Origin of the sequence: Mesorhizobium sp. YR577, assembly GCF_900116595.1 — a bacterium.
In the GTDB taxonomy this organism is placed as follows: Bacteria; Pseudomonadota; Alphaproteobacteria; order Rhizobiales; family Rhizobiaceae; genus Mesorhizobium_M.
This window is the reverse complement of record NZ_FPBI01000013.1, coordinates 65,339-81,910: the sequence shown is the minus strand read 5'-3', so window position 1 is coordinate 81,910 and position 16,572 is coordinate 65,339. Positions and strand designations below refer to the sequence as shown.

The 16,572-nt window shown below is 59.5% G+C and carries 14 protein-coding genes; 8 read left to right on the top strand and 6 right to left on the bottom strand.

What is annotated here, in order from left to right; all coding sequences use genetic code 11:
- Window positions 1-65 precede the first annotated feature (65 nt).
- Window positions 66-302, top strand: coding sequence for a helix-turn-helix domain-containing protein (locus BM413_RS19470; protein WP_091916103.1), 237 nt, complete (start codon window positions 66-68; stop codon window positions 300-302).
- Window positions 303-421: 119 nt separating this feature from the next.
- Here BM413_RS19470 and BM413_RS19465 read toward each other — a convergent pair whose 3' ends face one another.
- On the bottom strand, window positions 422-1,633 hold the full coding sequence (locus tag BM413_RS19465) for an MFS transporter (RefSeq protein ID WP_091916101.1): 1,212 nt from the start codon (window positions 1,631-1,633) through the stop codon (window positions 422-424).
- Between BM413_RS19465 and BM413_RS32570 the strand changes: the two genes are divergently transcribed.
- From BM413_RS32570 to BM413_RS19440, 7 genes are all read left to right on the top strand, one after another.
- Window positions 1,632-1,904, top strand: coding sequence for a hypothetical protein (locus BM413_RS32570; RefSeq protein WP_139238614.1), 273 nt, complete (start codon window positions 1,632-1,634; stop codon window positions 1,902-1,904). The genes BM413_RS19465 and BM413_RS32570 overlap by 2 nt on opposite strands.
- 203 nt (window positions 1,905-2,107) lie before the next feature.
- Window positions 2,108-2,986 (top strand): cellulose biosynthesis protein BcsN, encoded by an 879-nt coding sequence (bcsN, locus tag BM413_RS19460; RefSeq protein WP_244537927.1) that lies wholly within the window; start codon window positions 2,108-2,110, stop codon window positions 2,984-2,986.
- Entirely contained in the window at window positions 2,970-3,149 is a 180-nt protein-coding gene (locus BM413_RS32565) for a hypothetical protein (RefSeq protein WP_139238613.1), read from the top strand. The genes bcsN and BM413_RS32565 overlap by 17 nt, the downstream gene beginning before the upstream one ends.
- A 15-nt stretch (window positions 3,150-3,164) precedes the next feature.
- Complete coding sequence (bcsA, locus tag BM413_RS19455; RefSeq protein ID WP_091916097.1) at window positions 3,165-5,360, top strand: UDP-forming cellulose synthase catalytic subunit; 2,196 nt, start codon at window positions 3,165-3,167, stop codon at window positions 5,358-5,360.
- Window positions 5,357-7,720: a cellulose biosynthesis cyclic di-GMP-binding regulatory protein BcsB gene (locus tag BM413_RS19450; protein ID WP_091916095.1), complete on the top strand. Its 2,364-nt coding sequence runs from the start codon at window positions 5,357-5,359 to the stop codon at window positions 7,718-7,720. Before bcsA ends, BM413_RS19450 begins: the two co-directional genes overlap by 4 nt.
- Entirely contained in the window at window positions 7,717-8,772 is a 1,056-nt protein-coding gene (locus tag BM413_RS19445) for a family 8 glycosyl hydrolase (RefSeq protein WP_091916093.1), read from the top strand. Before BM413_RS19450 ends, BM413_RS19445 begins: the two co-directional genes overlap by 4 nt.
- A complete protein-coding gene (locus BM413_RS19440; protein WP_091916091.1) occupies window positions 8,769-11,066 on the top strand; it encodes a hypothetical protein in 2,298 nt (765 codons plus the stop codon). Before BM413_RS19445 ends, BM413_RS19440 begins: the two co-directional genes overlap by 4 nt.
- Window positions 11,067-11,369: 303 nt before the next feature.
- On the opposite strand, the gene BM413_RS19435 is transcribed toward BM413_RS19440, so the two are convergent.
- The 5 genes from BM413_RS19435 to BM413_RS19415 are packed head-to-tail and all read right to left on the bottom strand — an operon-like array spanning window position 11,370 to window position 16,553.
- Complete coding sequence (locus tag BM413_RS19435; RefSeq protein WP_091916089.1) at window positions 11,370-12,494, bottom strand: hypothetical protein; 1,125 nt, start codon at window positions 12,492-12,494, stop codon at window positions 11,370-11,372.
- A 17-nt stretch (window positions 12,495-12,511) separates the two neighbouring features.
- Window positions 12,512-13,342: a hypothetical protein gene (locus BM413_RS19430; RefSeq protein WP_091916087.1), complete on the bottom strand. Its 831-nt coding sequence runs from the start codon at window positions 13,340-13,342 to the stop codon at window positions 12,512-12,514.
- A 56-nt stretch (window positions 13,343-13,398) separates the two neighbouring features.
- Entirely contained in the window at window positions 13,399-14,337 is a 939-nt protein-coding gene (locus BM413_RS19425; protein ID WP_091916085.1) for a type VI immunity family protein, read from the bottom strand.
- Window positions 14,338-14,355: 18 nt separating this feature from the next.
- Window positions 14,356-15,459 (bottom strand): DUF4150 domain-containing protein, encoded by a 1,104-nt coding sequence (locus BM413_RS19420; RefSeq protein ID WP_091916082.1) that lies wholly within the window; start codon window positions 15,457-15,459, stop codon window positions 14,356-14,358.
- Window positions 15,456-16,553 carry a DUF2169 family type VI secretion system accessory protein gene (locus BM413_RS19415; RefSeq protein WP_091916080.1) on the bottom strand — a complete coding sequence of 366 codons (1,098 nt, stop codon included), beginning with the start codon at window positions 16,551-16,553 and terminating at the stop codon, window positions 15,456-15,458. Before BM413_RS19415 ends, BM413_RS19420 begins: the two co-directional genes overlap by 4 nt.
- Window positions 16,554-16,572 lie beyond the last annotated feature (19 nt).

Here is a 16,572-nt window from a genome sequence, read left to right as displayed (position 1 = left end):
CAAATCATTTGCCCTATCTCGCCCATTATGGTTGACTTGCACCGCAAACGGCAAGTTTTTTATCCATGCCTCTATTTCCATCGCAATGCCGCGCGGCGCGTGGTCTTCTAAACTGGTCGCAGGAGCAGCTTGCAGCCCTCGCTGGCGTTTCGCGCAGCACGATCAAGGACTTCGAATGTCATCGTCACGCACTTCACCGCAGCTCGGAAGACCTGCTGGTGAGCGCGTTCGAGACGGGTGGGGTTCAGTTTCTGTTCGATGAGGGCGCCGGGCCAGGTGTCCGGCTTAAGTCAAGCCGGTAGGAAGGGCGCTAGTTCGGATATTCGCTGCCCGATCTTAGGCTGCCCTTGAGCCGGCAGCCACCAAAGGCCGCTGCGGCACGCCCCGCTTTCTGGAGCGGTTCAAGACTGGAAAGTCCGCACTACTCCGCCGCCGCCAGCCCTCGCTCCTCTTTCGCGAATGGCCGGAACGTCAGGGCGATCAGCATCGCGGCGACGCCCATGCCCCACGAGCCGATATAGAGCCATGCGTAGCTGTCAAAATGGTCGTAGATCAGGCCACCCACCAGCGGCCCGGTCGACATGCCGAGGCTGCCGGCCATCGCGGTACCGCCGATGATGGTGCCCATCATCCTGAGCGGAAAATTCTCGCGCACGATCACCGCATAAAGCGGCATCACGCCGGCGTAAATGAAGCCGACCATCACCGCCACAGCGTAGAATTCACCAAGCCGGCTGGCAAACACGTAAGCGAGCACGCCGAAGGCCTGCGCCAAGAGTCCAAGCACCAGCACGCGCTGCGCGCCGAACCGGTCGCCCATGACGCCGAAGCCGATGCGCCCGAACATGCCGGCAAGCCCCTCGACACTGTAGATCGAGACGGCGGCGATCATCGGAATGCCGCATGTCACCGCATAGCTCACGGTGTGGAAGATCGGGCCGGAATGGGTGGCGCAGCAGAAGAAGTTGGCCAGCATCAGCACGATGAACTGCGGAGAGCGCACCGCCTGCCTCACCGTCATGTCCGATTGCGGTTCGTCGGCCAGCGCCGCCTCATTGCCCTGCTCCAATGCCGGCGGGCGGCGCAGCAGCAATGATGCCGGGATCATGGTGACGGCGGCAATGCTGGCAATGATCAGCATCGAAGTCCGCCAGTCGTAGGCGGTCACCAACCACGCCGCCAGCGGCGCCATGGTCATCGGCGCCATGCCCATGCCGGCAGAGACCAGAGACACGGCAAGGCTGCGCTGCGTGTCGAACCAGCCGGTGACGCAGGCCATCATCGGCGCAAACATCGCGGCGGTCGCAGCGCCCACCAGAACACCGAAGACCAGCTGGAACTGTATCAGCGATCCGGCCTGGCTGGCGAGCGCGAGGCTTGCGGCAAGCGCGACTGATCCCGCCAGCACCACGGGGCGCGGGCCAAACCGGTCTGACAGGCTGCCCCACACCATGCTGGCCAGCGCCATAGCCAAAAAGCCGAACGTCATTGCGGTGGAAATGCCGGTCACCGACCAGCCGGTCTCTTTTGCCATCGGCTGCAGGAAAACCGGCAGCGAAAACATCGCGCCGATAGCCACACACCCCAATAGGCCGCCTGCCGCAACGATGACCCAGCGATAGGAATTGGTCATGTTCGTCTCTCGCTCTTGCGCCGCTCTCGCCGGCCTTTCCGGTCACATCACCGCGGCTATGCTGCAAGGACGCATGAACGGCGACAATTCCGACATCGCAATTGCATTTTTATTCCGGTTGCAAAATGCCATCAGAAAATTCAGCGGCGTAAGGTTACGCACGGGCGGCAGCTGCTCGGCAGAACGCGACGCAGCCCACGCAACTTCTACAAGCATTTCCCATAATGACCCTGAACCCCGGATCATCCAAGACTTCCATTCTTGGCATTAAGCTGTGGCTCGACTAAAAACTGTGAGCTTTGGGGGTTAGCGCTTCGTCCTTGGGACCGAATCTTCTATGCCGATGTCATGGTTGCGAACCTGATCATCGCGCAAGTCCTGTATCCCCAAACGAAATCACGACTATCGTGGGCTTTTCTCCCATGCCTTGTGCTCAAGATCGTCAGGTGCATTGTACTGATTATACCGCTGGCCATGATTGCGGGCTGTGCTGCACGCGAAGGCGTGGAAGTGGCCTCGACATGGCGCAGCGTTCCGGCGGAATCTGCATATGCGCTTCCCCCACCGGGCGGGCCTTCGATCGTGAATGTCATGGAGCGCCGCTATACAAACGCGACGCAGCAGGACATAGCACTTGCCACGACGTCGCATACGCCCGGCCAGAACATGCTGCGGGTTCAGTTTTTCGGTACCGTCAACAGCGCCATCGCAGGCAGCTCTTCGCTCAGCGACACTTCCCTGCCGGCCACCAATATTTCCTCGGAAATGCGTAAAGCACTTCCGGGCATTCCCCTGCGGCAATCGCCTTATTACGTCCAGAACCGATACGGTCCGTTCGGCTACGCGGTAGGTCGCGCCGGCGCGTCCGACCTCTGCATTTACGCCTGGCAGCGCATCCGCCCGGCTGGGCGCCAGACCACCTTGATCAGCAACAAGGGAACCATTCAGCTTCGCCTGCGTCTGTGCGAAACCGGCGCAACCGAGGAAAAGCTCCTGTCGTTCATGTATGGCTTTTCCATCACCGGCTTCATCAAGGACCGGGGCTGGAACCCTTACGGATCTCCGGCGTCGCCGCCGGAAAGCCTAGGCCGCCCCGGCACGCCAATCTATCCGACCGTACAGGCCGCACCTGAAGCCGTTCAGGGCGCCACTGCTGCAGCACCCCAGCCGCCGGCTCGACCGCGCAGGGCCAGGGCAAAAAGTCAGGCGGCCATTTCTGCCCCTCCCCCCATCCCGGCGCCGATCGGCCCGACGGTGCCTCCGCCACCCGGAATATCACCGGCAGCCGGTACGATCGTGCCATCACCACCGTGTTCACCACAGACCGGAGGCCAAAATGCCGGGTGCAATTGAACGGGTTGACGAACTCTTAACGGTAAACGGCGCCGGATTGCGTCGTATTGAACATCTTGGACGTTGCAGAACAGGTGCGCTCATGAGCGCGCCGCCAGGATTTGGAAGCCATCTGCTCGCCGAAGCCCGCTCCCGCGGCAAGGCACTGGCCGAAACTGGCTAGGAAGGCTGGAAGCGCATGAGGAAGATAGGCATAATAATCTTATGGGCGTTGGTTTCCGCCATCGTCATCTTCCTCGTCACTCTGCCCATCAGCCTGCAGGCACAGCTAATCGCGGGGCTCGCCGTCCTGGCAATGATGATGGTGCTGAAACTCGTGCGCCCGCACGGTATATGGCGGCTTATCGCGCTGGCCTTCGGCACAGCTATCGTGATGCGCTATGTCTACTGGCGCTCGACCGGGACCCTGCCGCCGCTGAACCAGCCTGAAAACTTCATCCCCGGCTTCCTGCTTTATCTCGCTGAAATGTACAGTGTAATGATGCTTGGGCTCAGCCTATTCGTGGTTGCCAGTCCCCTACGGCCGCGTCCTGCAAAACCGGTATCCGCTGATCGGCTTCCGACCGTCGATGTCTTCATTCCGACCTACAACGAGGACGCTGGCCTTCTGGCCAACACGATGGCCGCAGCAAAGGGCATGGATTATCCAGCCGACCGGGTGAGGGTTTGGCTGCTCGACGATGGTGGAACATTGCAGAAGCGCAACGCGGACAAAGTGGCTGAAGCCTACGCCGCAGAAAGGCGCTATGAGGAATTGAAACAGCTCTGCCTCGATCTCGAGGTTACCTATCTGACGCGCGACCGCAACGAACATGCGAAGGCCGGCAATCTCAATAACGGCCTGGCCCAGTCGACCGGAGATCTGATCGCGGTTTTCGACGCCGATCACGCGCCTGCGCGCGACTTCCTGATGGAAACGGTCGGTTATTTCGACGAGGACCCGAAACTGTTCCTGGTCCAGACACCGCATTTCTTCCTCAACCCCGATCCGCTGGAGCGAAATCTCCGGACCTTCGAGAACATGCCGTCCGAAAATGAGATGTTCTACGGCATCATCCAGCGCGGCCTGGACAAATGGAATGCGGCATTCTTCTGCGGCTCCGCTGCCGTGCTCAACCGCAAGGCATTGAATGAGACCGGCGGCTTCAGCGGCGTCAGCATTACCGAAGACTGCGAGACCGCGATTGAACTGCACGCCCGCGGCTGGAAGAGCGTATACGTCGACAAGCCGCTGATCGCTGGTTTGCAGCCGGCGACTTTCGCCAGTTTCATCGGTCAGCGCAGCCGTTGGGCACAAGGCATGATGCAGATTCTGCGGTTCCGTTTCCCGCTCCTCAAGCGGGGGCTCTCCCTGCCGCAGCGGCTCTGTTACATGTCCTCGACATTGTTCTGGCTGTTCCCCTTCCCGCGCGCGATCTTCCTCGTCGCGCCGCTTTTCTATCTGTTTTTCGGGCTTCAGATCTTCACGGCTTCAGGCGGCGAGTTCCTCGCCTACACGCTCACCTACATGATCGTGAACCTGATGATGCAGAACTATCTCTACGGTGCATTCCGATGGCCGTGGATATCGGAACTCTACGAATATGTTCAGACGGTACATCTTCTGCCCGCCGTCATATCCGTCATCCTCAATCCGCGAAAACCGACCTTCAAGGTGACCGCGAAGGACGAGTCGATCCTGCAGAGCCGGTTGTCGGAAATAGGCCTGCCCTTCTTCGTCATATTCGCGGTCCTGCTCGTCGGCGTCGCTGTCACCGTCTACCGCGTCTATACCGAGCCCTACAAAGCCGACGTCACTCTTGTCGTTGGCGCCTGGAACCTGCTCAATCTCGTCATTGCTGGCTGCGCTCTCGGAGTCGTTTCGGAACGCGGCGAAAAAACGCAGACGCGCAGGGTCAAGGTCAGCCGTCGTTGCGAGTTCGTCATCGGCAAGACGAAACTCCCCGGCACCATCGAGAATGTTTCGGCCAACGGAGCGCTGGTCCGCGTCTTGGGAAAGCTGCCCGAGGAGGCCCATAAGGACGACTCGGCGGAAATCCGTTTCAAAACCTTTACCGACGGCACCAGCGGCGCTTTGCCGGTCAGCATCCGAAACATGCAGGCGACAACTGATGGTGTGGCCGTCGGATGTCTCTACCTTCCAAGCGCACCGCAACATCACAAGCTGGTCGCTGATCTCATCTTCGCCAATTCCGAACAATGGCGGAGCTTCCAGATTTCCCGGCGCGCCAATCCGGGCCTGCTGAAAGGAACGACCTGGTTCTTCGGGCTATCGATCTTCCAGACCTACCGCGGACTGTTCTATCTCGCCAGAAGCCTCAGACCGGCCCGTCAAAAGCCTGCGGATCAAGCCGTCGCAGAGGCCCGCAGATGAGAGCATTTCTTCCTGCGCTGATTGTCGTTCTTGCATTAGCCACGCCGCTCAATGCGCAGCCGTCGCCCTTTGACATGACGCCGGAAAGGCAATCCGAGCCGGAAGTGGTCAAACCCTTGCCGACGACACCATCACCAACAACTGCACCTCCTGCCGCGGTTGTAGAGCCGACGCCTCCACCTTCAGTCTCGGCGCCTCAGCCTCCAGCGGTCAATGCGCAGGTGCGGCGCTATCTTGTGCCGGTCGACAGTCTGGTTCTCTCCGGCGAAGTGGCCGAACGCTCCTGGTCGGTCTACCTGACCCAGGAACAGGCGAATTCCGCGGCCACCCTCAATCTCGGCTACCAGAATGCCATCGTGGTCGCGCCGGAGACTTCGCGCCTGCGTTTCCTCGTCAACAACAAGCCCCTGATCGATGAACCGGTCCAGTCTCCCAACGGCGTCTCGGAACAGTCCGTGGCGGTACCGCCCGGCCTCCTCAAGGCCGGCTTCAATCAGATCAGCATTGACGTGACCCAACGACATCGAACCGATTGCGGCATTCCTTCGACCTATGAGTTGTGGACCGACATCGATCAGGCCGAAACATTCCTGTCTTTCGCCGATGCAAATGCCTCGCACCTTCGGCGCATCGACGACATCAGGGCGGTTGGTGTTGATGAGGCGGGCAAAACGTCGTTCAACATGGTTGTGCCGGCTGCCGACCAGCGCACGACGACGACATCCCTGATCCGGTTGGCCGAGGGACTGGCGATTCTGGCAAACATGCCGAACCAGTCGATTTCCATTTCGCGCGACGCCGTTCCGATCCAGAAGCCCGGTGAAATGACCGTCGTGGTCGGCACTGCCGCCGAACTGCGCGACGTGCTTGGGGTTGTTCCCGCCGGCGGTGAAGTGGCGCCGCTCGCGATTTTCGCCGACGATGCCAAGACCGGCCCCTCCACCCTGATCGTCACCGGCCCATCGTGGGAATCGCTTTCCAGCGCCATCGAGAGCATCGTGAGCCCCACCGACCGGCCCGTCGCCGTATCGCGCGCAGCTCTATCTACGCAGACATGGCGGTCGCCGGACGCACCGCTTTTCTTGTCGGCAGCGCGTCTGAAGTTTTCCGAGATGGGCGCGAAGACCCAGCAGTTTTCCGGCCGGCGATTCAGGACCGACTTTGCGGTTGGCGTGCCTTCCGATTTCTATGCCGACTCCTACGGCGAAGCCACCATCCTGCTTGACGCGGCCTATTCGGGCGAGGTTCTGCCGGGCAGCCACATCGACATCTATGTCAACGACAACATCGCCGCGACAATTCCGATAACCACGCGCGGCGGGGAAATTCTTCGGCACCTGCCGATCAACGTGACGATGCGGCATTTCCGGCCCGGCGCTAACACCATCGCCATCGAAGCCGTGCTGATGACCGATGCGGATGCCATTTGCGCACCCGGCGCGCCTCCTGGCGGCAAGCGGTTCGCGCTGTTCGACACATCCGAATTCGTCATGCCGCAATTCGCGCGGATCGGCCAGCGTCCCAACCTCGCCGCCATCGCCGGAACCGGCTTTCCCTACGGTCGTTCGGTGACCCCGATTCCCCTGGTCATCGATCACAGTCAGCCGGAAACGCTTTCGGCAGCTGCAACCTTTCTCTCCCGCATCGCCGCTGCCGCAGGCCGGCTGATACCTGTCGATCTCAGCGCATCGGCCGAAACCGTGGGCAATCGCGACGCATTGTTCATTGGCCCGGTTTCGCAGCTTTCGTCAGCCGTGCTGACAGGGCTGGGCATTTCTGAAACCAGCCGCACGGAATGGGGCGACGCCGTTTCCGGCGCCGAGACTGCACCCAATACCGACGCCACATTCAACGAATGGCGCGACCGCCTCACAGGCAGGGGGTGGCGGGGCCAGATCAGCACGCTGGAAGACTGGCTCAACCGCAACTTCGATATTTCGCTCGATACGCTCCGGCTGACCCCTCGCGCCGACAGCATATTCATGCCGTCCAGCGAAGCGACCTTGATGGTCGCTCAAAGCCCGGGTCCAGGCGATGAGGGAACCTGGACGCTCGTTACCGCCCCCACGCCAAGGAATCTCGACGAAGGCGTGCGCGCACTGACCGAGCAGGTCAACTGGTCTCAACTCGGCGGACACATAACGACGTTTTCGGCTGCAACTGCAAAAGTTGACCGCGTGCCGGTCAACAGATTCAGCTTCGTGCAGACCCAGCCTGCATCGCTTGTCAATTATCGCCTTATCCTTTCAAACTGGCTCTCGGCGAATGTTCTGTCCTACTCGGCCCTGCTGGCGATCTTCTGCGCATTCCTGGGCCTGGTGACAGCTGGACTGCTTCGCACTTTAGGGCGGCGGCGATGAGGAGGAAATTCCCTGCTTTGCTCATCTATCTCTGCATCGGAGTGATGATGCCGTTTGCGACGCCTGCAAACGCTGCGAGCTCCATCGCGGCAGCTGACTGGCAGGCCTACAAGGCGCGCTTCGTCGACACCAGCGGGCGCGTCATCGACGACGCCAATGGCAATATCAGCCACAGCGAAGGACAGGGCTACGGTCTGCTGCTTGCCTATCTGGCCGGGCAGCCGTCCGATTTCGACCTGATCTGGTCTTTCACCCGTACCGAGTTGATGCTGCGGGACGATGGGCTCGCCGTCTGGAAATGGGACCCGGCCACGAAGCCGCATGTCACCGACGCCAACAATGCCACCGACGGCGACCTTCTCATTGCCTACGCGCTGGCGCAGGCGGCAATCGCATGGTCAAGGCAGGATCTCGCCAAGGCCGCCGCTGGCATCGCGGATGCTGTTGGAAAGAAAACGATTGAGGAGAACCAGGACCGCAAGCTGCTAATGCCGGCTGTAACCGGCTTCCATGAAGGCGACCGTCCGGACGCGCCGGTGGTCAATCTGTCCTACTGGGTGTTCGAAGCTTTCTCGGTGCTGACGAAAATAGCGCCTGAAACCGACTGGCAGCGCATTTCCGACGATGGCATGGCGCTTGTCGCGGCAGGCCGGCTCGGCCCCAGGAAGATGCCGCCGGACTGGCTGTCACTGATGGCCCGGCCTAAACCCGCAAAGGGCTTCCCGGCAGAGTTCGGCTACAACGCCGTGCGCATACCGCTATATCTGCTGCGCGCGGGAAATCGCGATCCCGAAATGCTGAACTCTTTTCGCGAGGGCATGATGGCCGCCGACGGCTCGGTCGAACTGACCGACATCGCAACAGGTGAGGTTCGCCACACGCTTTCCGATCCCGGCTACAGGATCATTCCGGCATTGATCTCCTGTGTCCTCGACGGCACGAAACTTCCCGAAAACCTCAGAAGTTTCGCACCCACCCTCTACTACCCCTCCACCTTGCATCTCCTCGGATTGTCCTTCGCCAACTCCGAACACCCGGAGTGCATGGAATGAGGGCGCTGACGATCCTGCTTTCGGCGGCGGTGGTGGCAACTGGGGCGTTCGGTATCCGGCAGACCGGCATGCTGGATAGTGTCTGGCCGTCCGGTCCTGACCCGCAGATATTCGCGGCGGACCAGTCTTCGTCAGCCCTGGCGCCTCGCGCGCAGGACAACATCCAGCCGGTCGCCGGGCAGAACATGGCCCAGGCCACGCCGAGCACCGCCCCGTCGCCGGCAAAGGCGCAGCCAGCCGTTGACGAAACCGCATTGCGGTACTTTGCCAGCAAGGGCGACACGAAACGGTTGCAGGCCGAGATCGCGCGCCTCAAGGCGCTTTATCCTGAATGGACCCCGCCGGCCAACCCGCTGGCGGTGCAGCCTGTCGGCGATGCCGAACTGGACCGGATGTGGAAGCTCTATTCGGACGGCAAGCTCGCCGAACTGCGTCAGGCGATCGCCGACCGCCAGTTGAAGCAGCCGGGATGGACGCCGCCGAGCGATCTTCTCGACCGTCTCGCCGTTGCAGAAGCGCGCGATCAATTGGTCAATGCATCCAATCTCAAGCAATACGAAACGGTCGTGCGCGTGGCATCTGCAACGCCGAGCCTGCTCACCTGCGCCGAGGTCGACATTCTCTGGCGCGTTGCGGAGGCTTTCGCCCGGACCGAACGCCAGCAGCGCGCCACAGATGCCTACGGTTATGTGCTGGCCAATTGTCCCAATCCGGCTGAAAGGCTGGCAACGGTGCAGAAGGCCTTGCCGCTTCTGACGCGTGCAGAACTCGACACGCTGCTGGTGCAGGAAAAGACCGGCGCGGATGGCATCGGTGAATTCGCCTCCATACGCGGCGATCTCGCGCGCAAAAGCGTTGCCGCGGGTGGCACCGATCCCAAGCTGGTCGTCGATCCGTCCGATCTCGCGACCGTTGAGAAGCTGGCGCATGACCAAGGCCTGCCATCCGACGAATTGCTGCTCGGCTGGTACAATGTGCGGCGCAACAACGCCAAGCCCGCGGAAGAATGGTTCCGCAAGGCGCGCGAGACCAAGAACACAGCAGAAGCTTCGCAAGGCTTGGCGCTTGCGCTCGTTGCGCAGTCGCTATTCGCCGAGGCCGAAGACGCCCTCTATGAATGGCGCGATACTTCCGACGAGGTTCGGTCCGTTTATCTGGCAGCCACCGCCAATCTTTTGGCTATCGACCCTCCCGTGCCGATAGCACCTGACCTTCTTCAGCGCATCGTGCCGGTGGTCTATGCCGCGCGCGATGCCGCAAATGCGCAGCAATTGGGCTGGTATGCGCTTGCATTGAACCAGTTCCAGACCGCATCGCAGTGGTTCTCCACCGCCTTGAGCTGGAAGCCGGACGACGAGCCTTCCGCCTATGGGCTTGTGCTGACGCGGTTCCGTGTCGGCGACCGTGCGGGCGTCAGCGAAATCCAACGCGCCTGGCAGGGCCGGTCGGAGCGCATCGCCCGCCTCGGCGAGACCTCGGCCCCGCAAAGAACCCCGGCGGTGATGCCCAGCCTCACTACGCCCACGCAGGCTGTGCCCGGCACCTATGCGCCGCTGCAGACAGCCCCCGACCAGACGCGGTTTCGACCAGCTCCGGCGCCGGCTCAGCCCGCCCCCGCAGAAACGTCCAATGTCGAGACAACGCCACAGGCCTTCGTTCAGACGGCCCCCGGCCCCACGTCACAGATATATGTTCAGCAACCCGCTGCGCCACGGGCTGTGCCCAGAACTCGGCCGCAAACACGCAACGCAACGGACAATGCAGCACCGGCACGCGGTTGCACATCGACTGTACCGCCGGAATCGCTGTCGCCACAGGCAGCGCTCAATCGCGGCTGGTGCCTGATGGACATGAATCGGCCGCTTGAAGCCGCACCTGCCTTTGAGGCCGCATTGAAAAGCGCGTCCCAGAAAACCCGCGAAGACGCAGCCTACGGCCAGAGCCTGGCCTATCTGCGTGTCGGGCTTTCGAAAGAGGCCGCGGTGGCTGCCGCCAAGGCGCCTCAGAACCGGCAGCGCAGCACCGAGTTGCGAACCGCACTTCTGTCAAACCAGGCAACGGACTCCTTCGAGGCCGGCCGTTACGTGGAAACGCTGCTCGCCCTCGACGAACGCGCACGGATCGCGCCCGAGCGCATCGATCTGATGACCTTGCGCGGCTACGCCTACCTCAAGCTTGGGCGGCTGGGCGATGCCGAACGCGTCTTCGAGGCCGTTGCCGCCACCGGCAGCCGCGACGGTGCACGCGGCCTGGCCGCAATTGCCGCGATGCGTGACCCGCAGGGTGGCGGATGATGTTTGCAGCAGATCCTGGATGGTCCACTACAAAATTGATCCTTATCGAGGGACTGGACATGGAGTGCGCGTCAAACGCCGGCTGAAGCAATCAGAAAATGGACTGCAAAGCCAAGCACGACAAATCCAGCAAGGCCAAGCGTACGCAGTTGTTGATAGGTCATGGCATCCCCTTTGGTTGGTTCAGCCACTGTGGGATCTATACGTCCCGAATTCATTAACGTGATGTCTCAAATTTTAAGAACCTTAAAACGCAACAAAGTCGCCGCGTCTCTCCGGGCGAAGGGCAGACGTGGTAGGGAGTCAAGAAGCGGGAAATAGTGCAACGACGATAGCCGACCGAAGGCCTCGAATAGTGCTGCCGGCGGAGATCAAGGCGTAGCTTGTCTCTGATGTCGCTACGTCGCCGTCGTCACTCTGCCTCGCTTCGTCGTCCAGATCGGCCTTAGCAAGACATAATGCCAGCAGACCATATGCAGCGCCCGTATCGCCAAACTGCAGCGCGGGATAGGTCGGTTCAAGCTGCTCTTCAAGAAAAGAAGCGTTGGTGCGATGAATGGCAAAGGATAGTTCCGTGGCCCTGTAGCGACTGTTGTTCCAGTCCGCGTACCAATGGGATATTTGGCGACTACGATCCGTGCCGAACGCCGTTTCGCAGGCAGCGAAAGTAGAGTCACTCATTGCATTGAACGGTGTTTCGTTCTCCTGACGCTCAGTGACGGGTTCAATCGATTCTCCGGCCCCTATCAGTATGAAGCGTGTTCCGTGCTCGGTGGCGACACGTCTGCTCCCGTCGTTCGCCGCCAGGAGCAATATCCCTGCCGCCTCACCTGGAATGAAACCAAATTGAGTTTCTTTGCTGAAAAGCAACCCACCATCGTTGAGACCATTAAGGCGCTCGCCGTCACTGTAGCTGTCAACCGCAACTACCAGTAACCATTTGTCATTCGCTCCCAGCGTGGCATCGTCCGCCAGGACAGAGCCCACACCTGCATGGCCAGATGCGCGGATGGTTCGTCGGTCGATCCTCAGATCGAGCTCGGCAGCCATCGTCTTGCTGACCTGATCGCACAGTGTCTTGCCAAGATCGGTCAATCCGGTTCTTGACAACCCTGCTTCTTCATCGACCTCCGGGAGAATCAGCATAAGCACTGCAGCTTGCCCTCTCAGGTGATTGGCGCCGCCGGTCATGTTTAGCCGCGTGATAAAGTCATTGATCGCTTCCCCGAGCAGTTCGGCCGCGCGTTCGCCTAAACTGGAAATCGCGTGGTTGTCGCGAAATGCGCAGAGCTGCGGCCTAAAGCTTCGATCAATGAAAGATCCATTGGAAAAGAACGCGGACCGCCACTCGATTCGTTCCGTGAGTGTCTTTTCAAATGTGGGTGCAAAGGCGGTGGAGAGGCCACATTCGACGAGTTCCAACTGCAACGGATACCCCTTTGCTGCTATTCGTCGTTTGATACGGAAAGCGTTGTGACACGGCCAGACGACAGGCAGTTTAGAAGTTCGACGAGCCCGTAATATTCATCAGCGTAATCGTTTATCACCAGCTCACTGTGGTCACCCTTGACGGAACGCAGGAACAACTCGGCGTCGCCACCCAGTTCGTCGATCATTGAAAGGCTACGAAAACAGCCGCTGTCCGAGATCCGAAGAAATACGTCCTCGACATCATCCAACGCTGCTTGCGAAATGGCGTCTGCCGCTACAACAAGACGATCCTCCTCGCAGGGCGCTGTGACATCCGCAAACAGATCGGATTTGGGAACAGCGATCTCGGCATCCGCAATATAGGCCTCGAAGCTATTGCGGGCTGACACGCGCCCATCTGCCCCTTCCAGTACCGGAATGCGGATACCAGTGACAATCTCGGAGAAGATGCTTCTCGGCGATAGGGCATCGGCCGCCGCGCCAAGTGCTGCTTTTGCACTTTCATGGGCAGCCGCTGGTGTATGATGCAGGTTGACGACCAGGCGCAGTGCGGCAACCAGGACATTGTGATGAAGGCCCTCGGCCTCGCCGCGCAGCACGAAGCCTTTCGTGCCCGACCAATCAAGCGAGAGCTTTGCGGCCTGCCTTGAAGGCAAGAACGCCCAGGCAAAGAAGCCCCGCCTCAATGCATCCTGAAACTCCTGGATCGCATCTTCCATAGCCTCATGATTATCCGCCGCGTCATAGGACGGAGCATAATCGACTTCGACTGCGAACTTTCGCAAATAAAGCGGGACGGGTACGATCGGCTTAGCAAGAACCGAAGCGAGCGGAGTTTTGGCCATGATTGTTTCTGTGCGCTTTCGCTGTTTTCAGTTTCAATGGGAAACTTTCGAGCCACTCAAGAAAAGCGCTCGAGATACGCCTCTATCTTGTCGGCGATTTTGGGATCGTGAGTGCCTCCCCCAAACATGAAGGCTTTGGCCGCACCCTGCGGATAGCGGATCGCAGAAAGATGCTTGGCAACGGCCCGATATGCGGCGATGTCCTCTTTGCGATTGATGTCGCCCCATATGGGCCTCTGACCGGCAGTGATCGCCAAAACCGTATCGGATTGCACGACAGCGATATCCTTCTCCGCCTTCAATTCCGAAAGCGCTTCGGCAATTCTCGGCCAGAATTCACGACCGATCAGTGTCCGCCAGCCGATATCGGCTATGCCAGGTTCTTCGCCCGTCTGCCAACGATACGAAGACCCCTCCTTGCGTATACCGTCCATTACCATCGAAGGAGAAATGTCTATGCTCGTTCGGTAGCGTCTTGAGACCTGACCAAGCTTGAATTCGAGGCTGCTTTTGTAGGGTGGGAGAAAGAACCCCATCCCCATGACACCACAGATCACATCGGCCTTCAGCAAATGCTCAGTAATGCTGTTGGCAAATGCCACGATCCGATCATCGTCAGAGCGGATATCGACCTCGAGAAAACTGAAGTCGCTTCTTTGCTCGACGCCAAAATAGGGAAGTGCCGGCTCCTCGAATTCTTCTATCGCGTAGCCGTATCGGCGAAGCCCATCTCCGTACTCAATGGGCGTGCGGTCGAAAAATCCTCGCCCTTCTTCCAGGAGTTTCGGATTCATCCATCGTATTTTACCCTTGTGCCCGAAGAAATTATACGACGTTACATTGGCTGCTTCGCCGAATGACTCTTCAAAAAGCGCATAGGCCTTTTTGATTGCTGCAACATTCGCAGGCGCGTGGATGTCGCCTGCTATTATCGCGATTATTCGAAAGGCCGGCACGGCGAACGGATCACCATCATAGCGTAGGATATCAACCACTCAGAACCTCGCACAACATCAGGCAGACGGAACAACACGACCCTTCTTGTCGCAGGCACAAGTGGCGTTGTCGACCTTCTTGGGTGATTGCCCCGACGCCTTTTTATAGGCTTCTTCCTGCTTCTGTTTGGCCTGCCAATCGTCCTGATATCCAGTGTCCGGGTCATCGAACTTGTAGTCATAGATATCGAGCAGCTCGCCATCCGCACCCTCGATGGCCACGTCGGGAACCACCTTGATGGCTTTGTCCATGATTACGTCGGATTGCTTGATCATGTCGTAGATTTCGTAGCCGGTATAGGCAGCGTCGGCTACGTCGACAATGGTTGAGATCACATTCAGGCCCGGAACGAGCTTGAGCCAGGCCTTGCCGGCCATCTTGGCGGCCTTCTGAACGATCTTTCTTTTAATGAGCTTGTCGAGTTGGCGCTTGATTGCGCGTTCCAGACCGGCGCGATCATAGATCTTCCTTGCACCCTCGAATATCTTGTCTGCAGTCGCATAAAACGCCTTTTCGGCACGACCGATAGCACCCGGATATCGCTTGCCTATCGCTCTGGAAAGGGCACTATCGCCTTTCGAAAGAGCGGCGTTGGTTCTCTGCTTTGCTATTTCCGACGGCTTGGGGCACTTCCCGCCTCCCCGTTTGCAATTGTGCCATTCATCTCGCGTCTGACAGAAGATCTTGCAAAGCTCCTTCATTACGTCACTGAGACCAGCTGGCGGTTCGTAGTGACCGGAGGCGGCGATGCAGTTCTTGTTGTTCATGAACAGCTTGTCGGAAAGACGGCAGATGTTCTTTCCCTCGACATAGACGTTCGGCGAATAGGTGATCCACGTCGATTCATGCATGTTGGTGCCGGAAGCGACACCTTTCTGCGAACCGGGCATGTCGCCGTAGCCCGGCGTATGGGCCGAACCCTTGACAGCGATCGAGTTGCCGCCATCCGCAAACACCGTACGCGAGCCGCGGATCAGATCGCGCGAGTAAGAGATAATGCCGTAAGGAACCGGAACAGGCCCGGACGGGGTCAGGCAGACATCGGGTGTCGTGTTCTTTTCATATCCGGGCGTCCCCTTGTGGGAAATCGTAAACCCGTTGGCGACGACAGTATGGCTCATACGGAAACCTCCGCGCCGGACGGATCGAAACTATCAGCATCCTGAGGGCGAACGCGGAAACCGGAATGCTCACGCAAAATCAGTTCGCTGCGCTCGACCAGAACATCATTGGCTACGGCCCGTATCGGCATCGAGCCGCAGTAGCTGAGCGTCAGAAGTCCTTGCTCCGGAAGCAGATGGATCGTCTGGAGCGCCATATCCGTTTCCTGCCATTTGCCTTTGAAGCGGGTGAGAAGTTCGAAGGTCAACCTGGGAAGCTCGACAGTATAGGCTCCACCGTCGCTGTCGACGCCACGTGGCATCATATTCGTGAGCGTAATCCTGGCGCCCGAGGAAGGTTCTGCCTCCAGCGATTGATCCTGATCCACAAACTGCCAGTAACGTTCATCGAAATCGTCGGGCAATAGGGGAGACTTGCGTCGCATCCACGCCTCATCATAGGTCCCGGAATGGCGCGTACGCCTCGGCCGCTCCTTCGGCACGCAGGTGAATGAGACCGCCTTGAGCGGAGAGTCCCATTTTTCCAACGCCGTCCCTTGTGATACGACCCGCGGCAAGGGCTTTCCCCGCGCCGCATTTGATGACGCCCAGAAGCCTTGGCCGATCGGGTTTTCGACATGTTCCTGATACCTTGCCGTGTCAGTCTCCGTATCAATGCCGCCATAGGCATTTCTGAAGCCGAGAAAGACGGCGTCCCCAGCGGTGTCAGCCTGTTCCGGCCTGAGCCTGTCCGACCAACGCATCGCAGGAAGAATCGTGAGGGATTTCTTCCAATCGCCAATAGTTGCCGTCACATCGAACGGATCCTCCCGCGTAACGTCGACCGGGCGATAGCCATACCCTGTAATGATCACGTCCGGCTTGGGCTTCGGGAAGCAGATATCGTTCTCGGCAAGAAGATCCGTATTTTCCGGAGACCCCCGGTAGAGCGGCTCGCGAAAGAGTTCGACCTGCTCGCGTTCAAACAAGCACGGGCGCTCGTGGCGCATGCGGAATGTCGCCTTTGCCCATACGATCCAATAGGCCTTTCCGTCCTTGTCGCGGTCAAAACCCGAGAAAGTGGAAAACGGCGTCCTGTTTATCAGATCCCACATAACCAAGCCCTTGGATCTG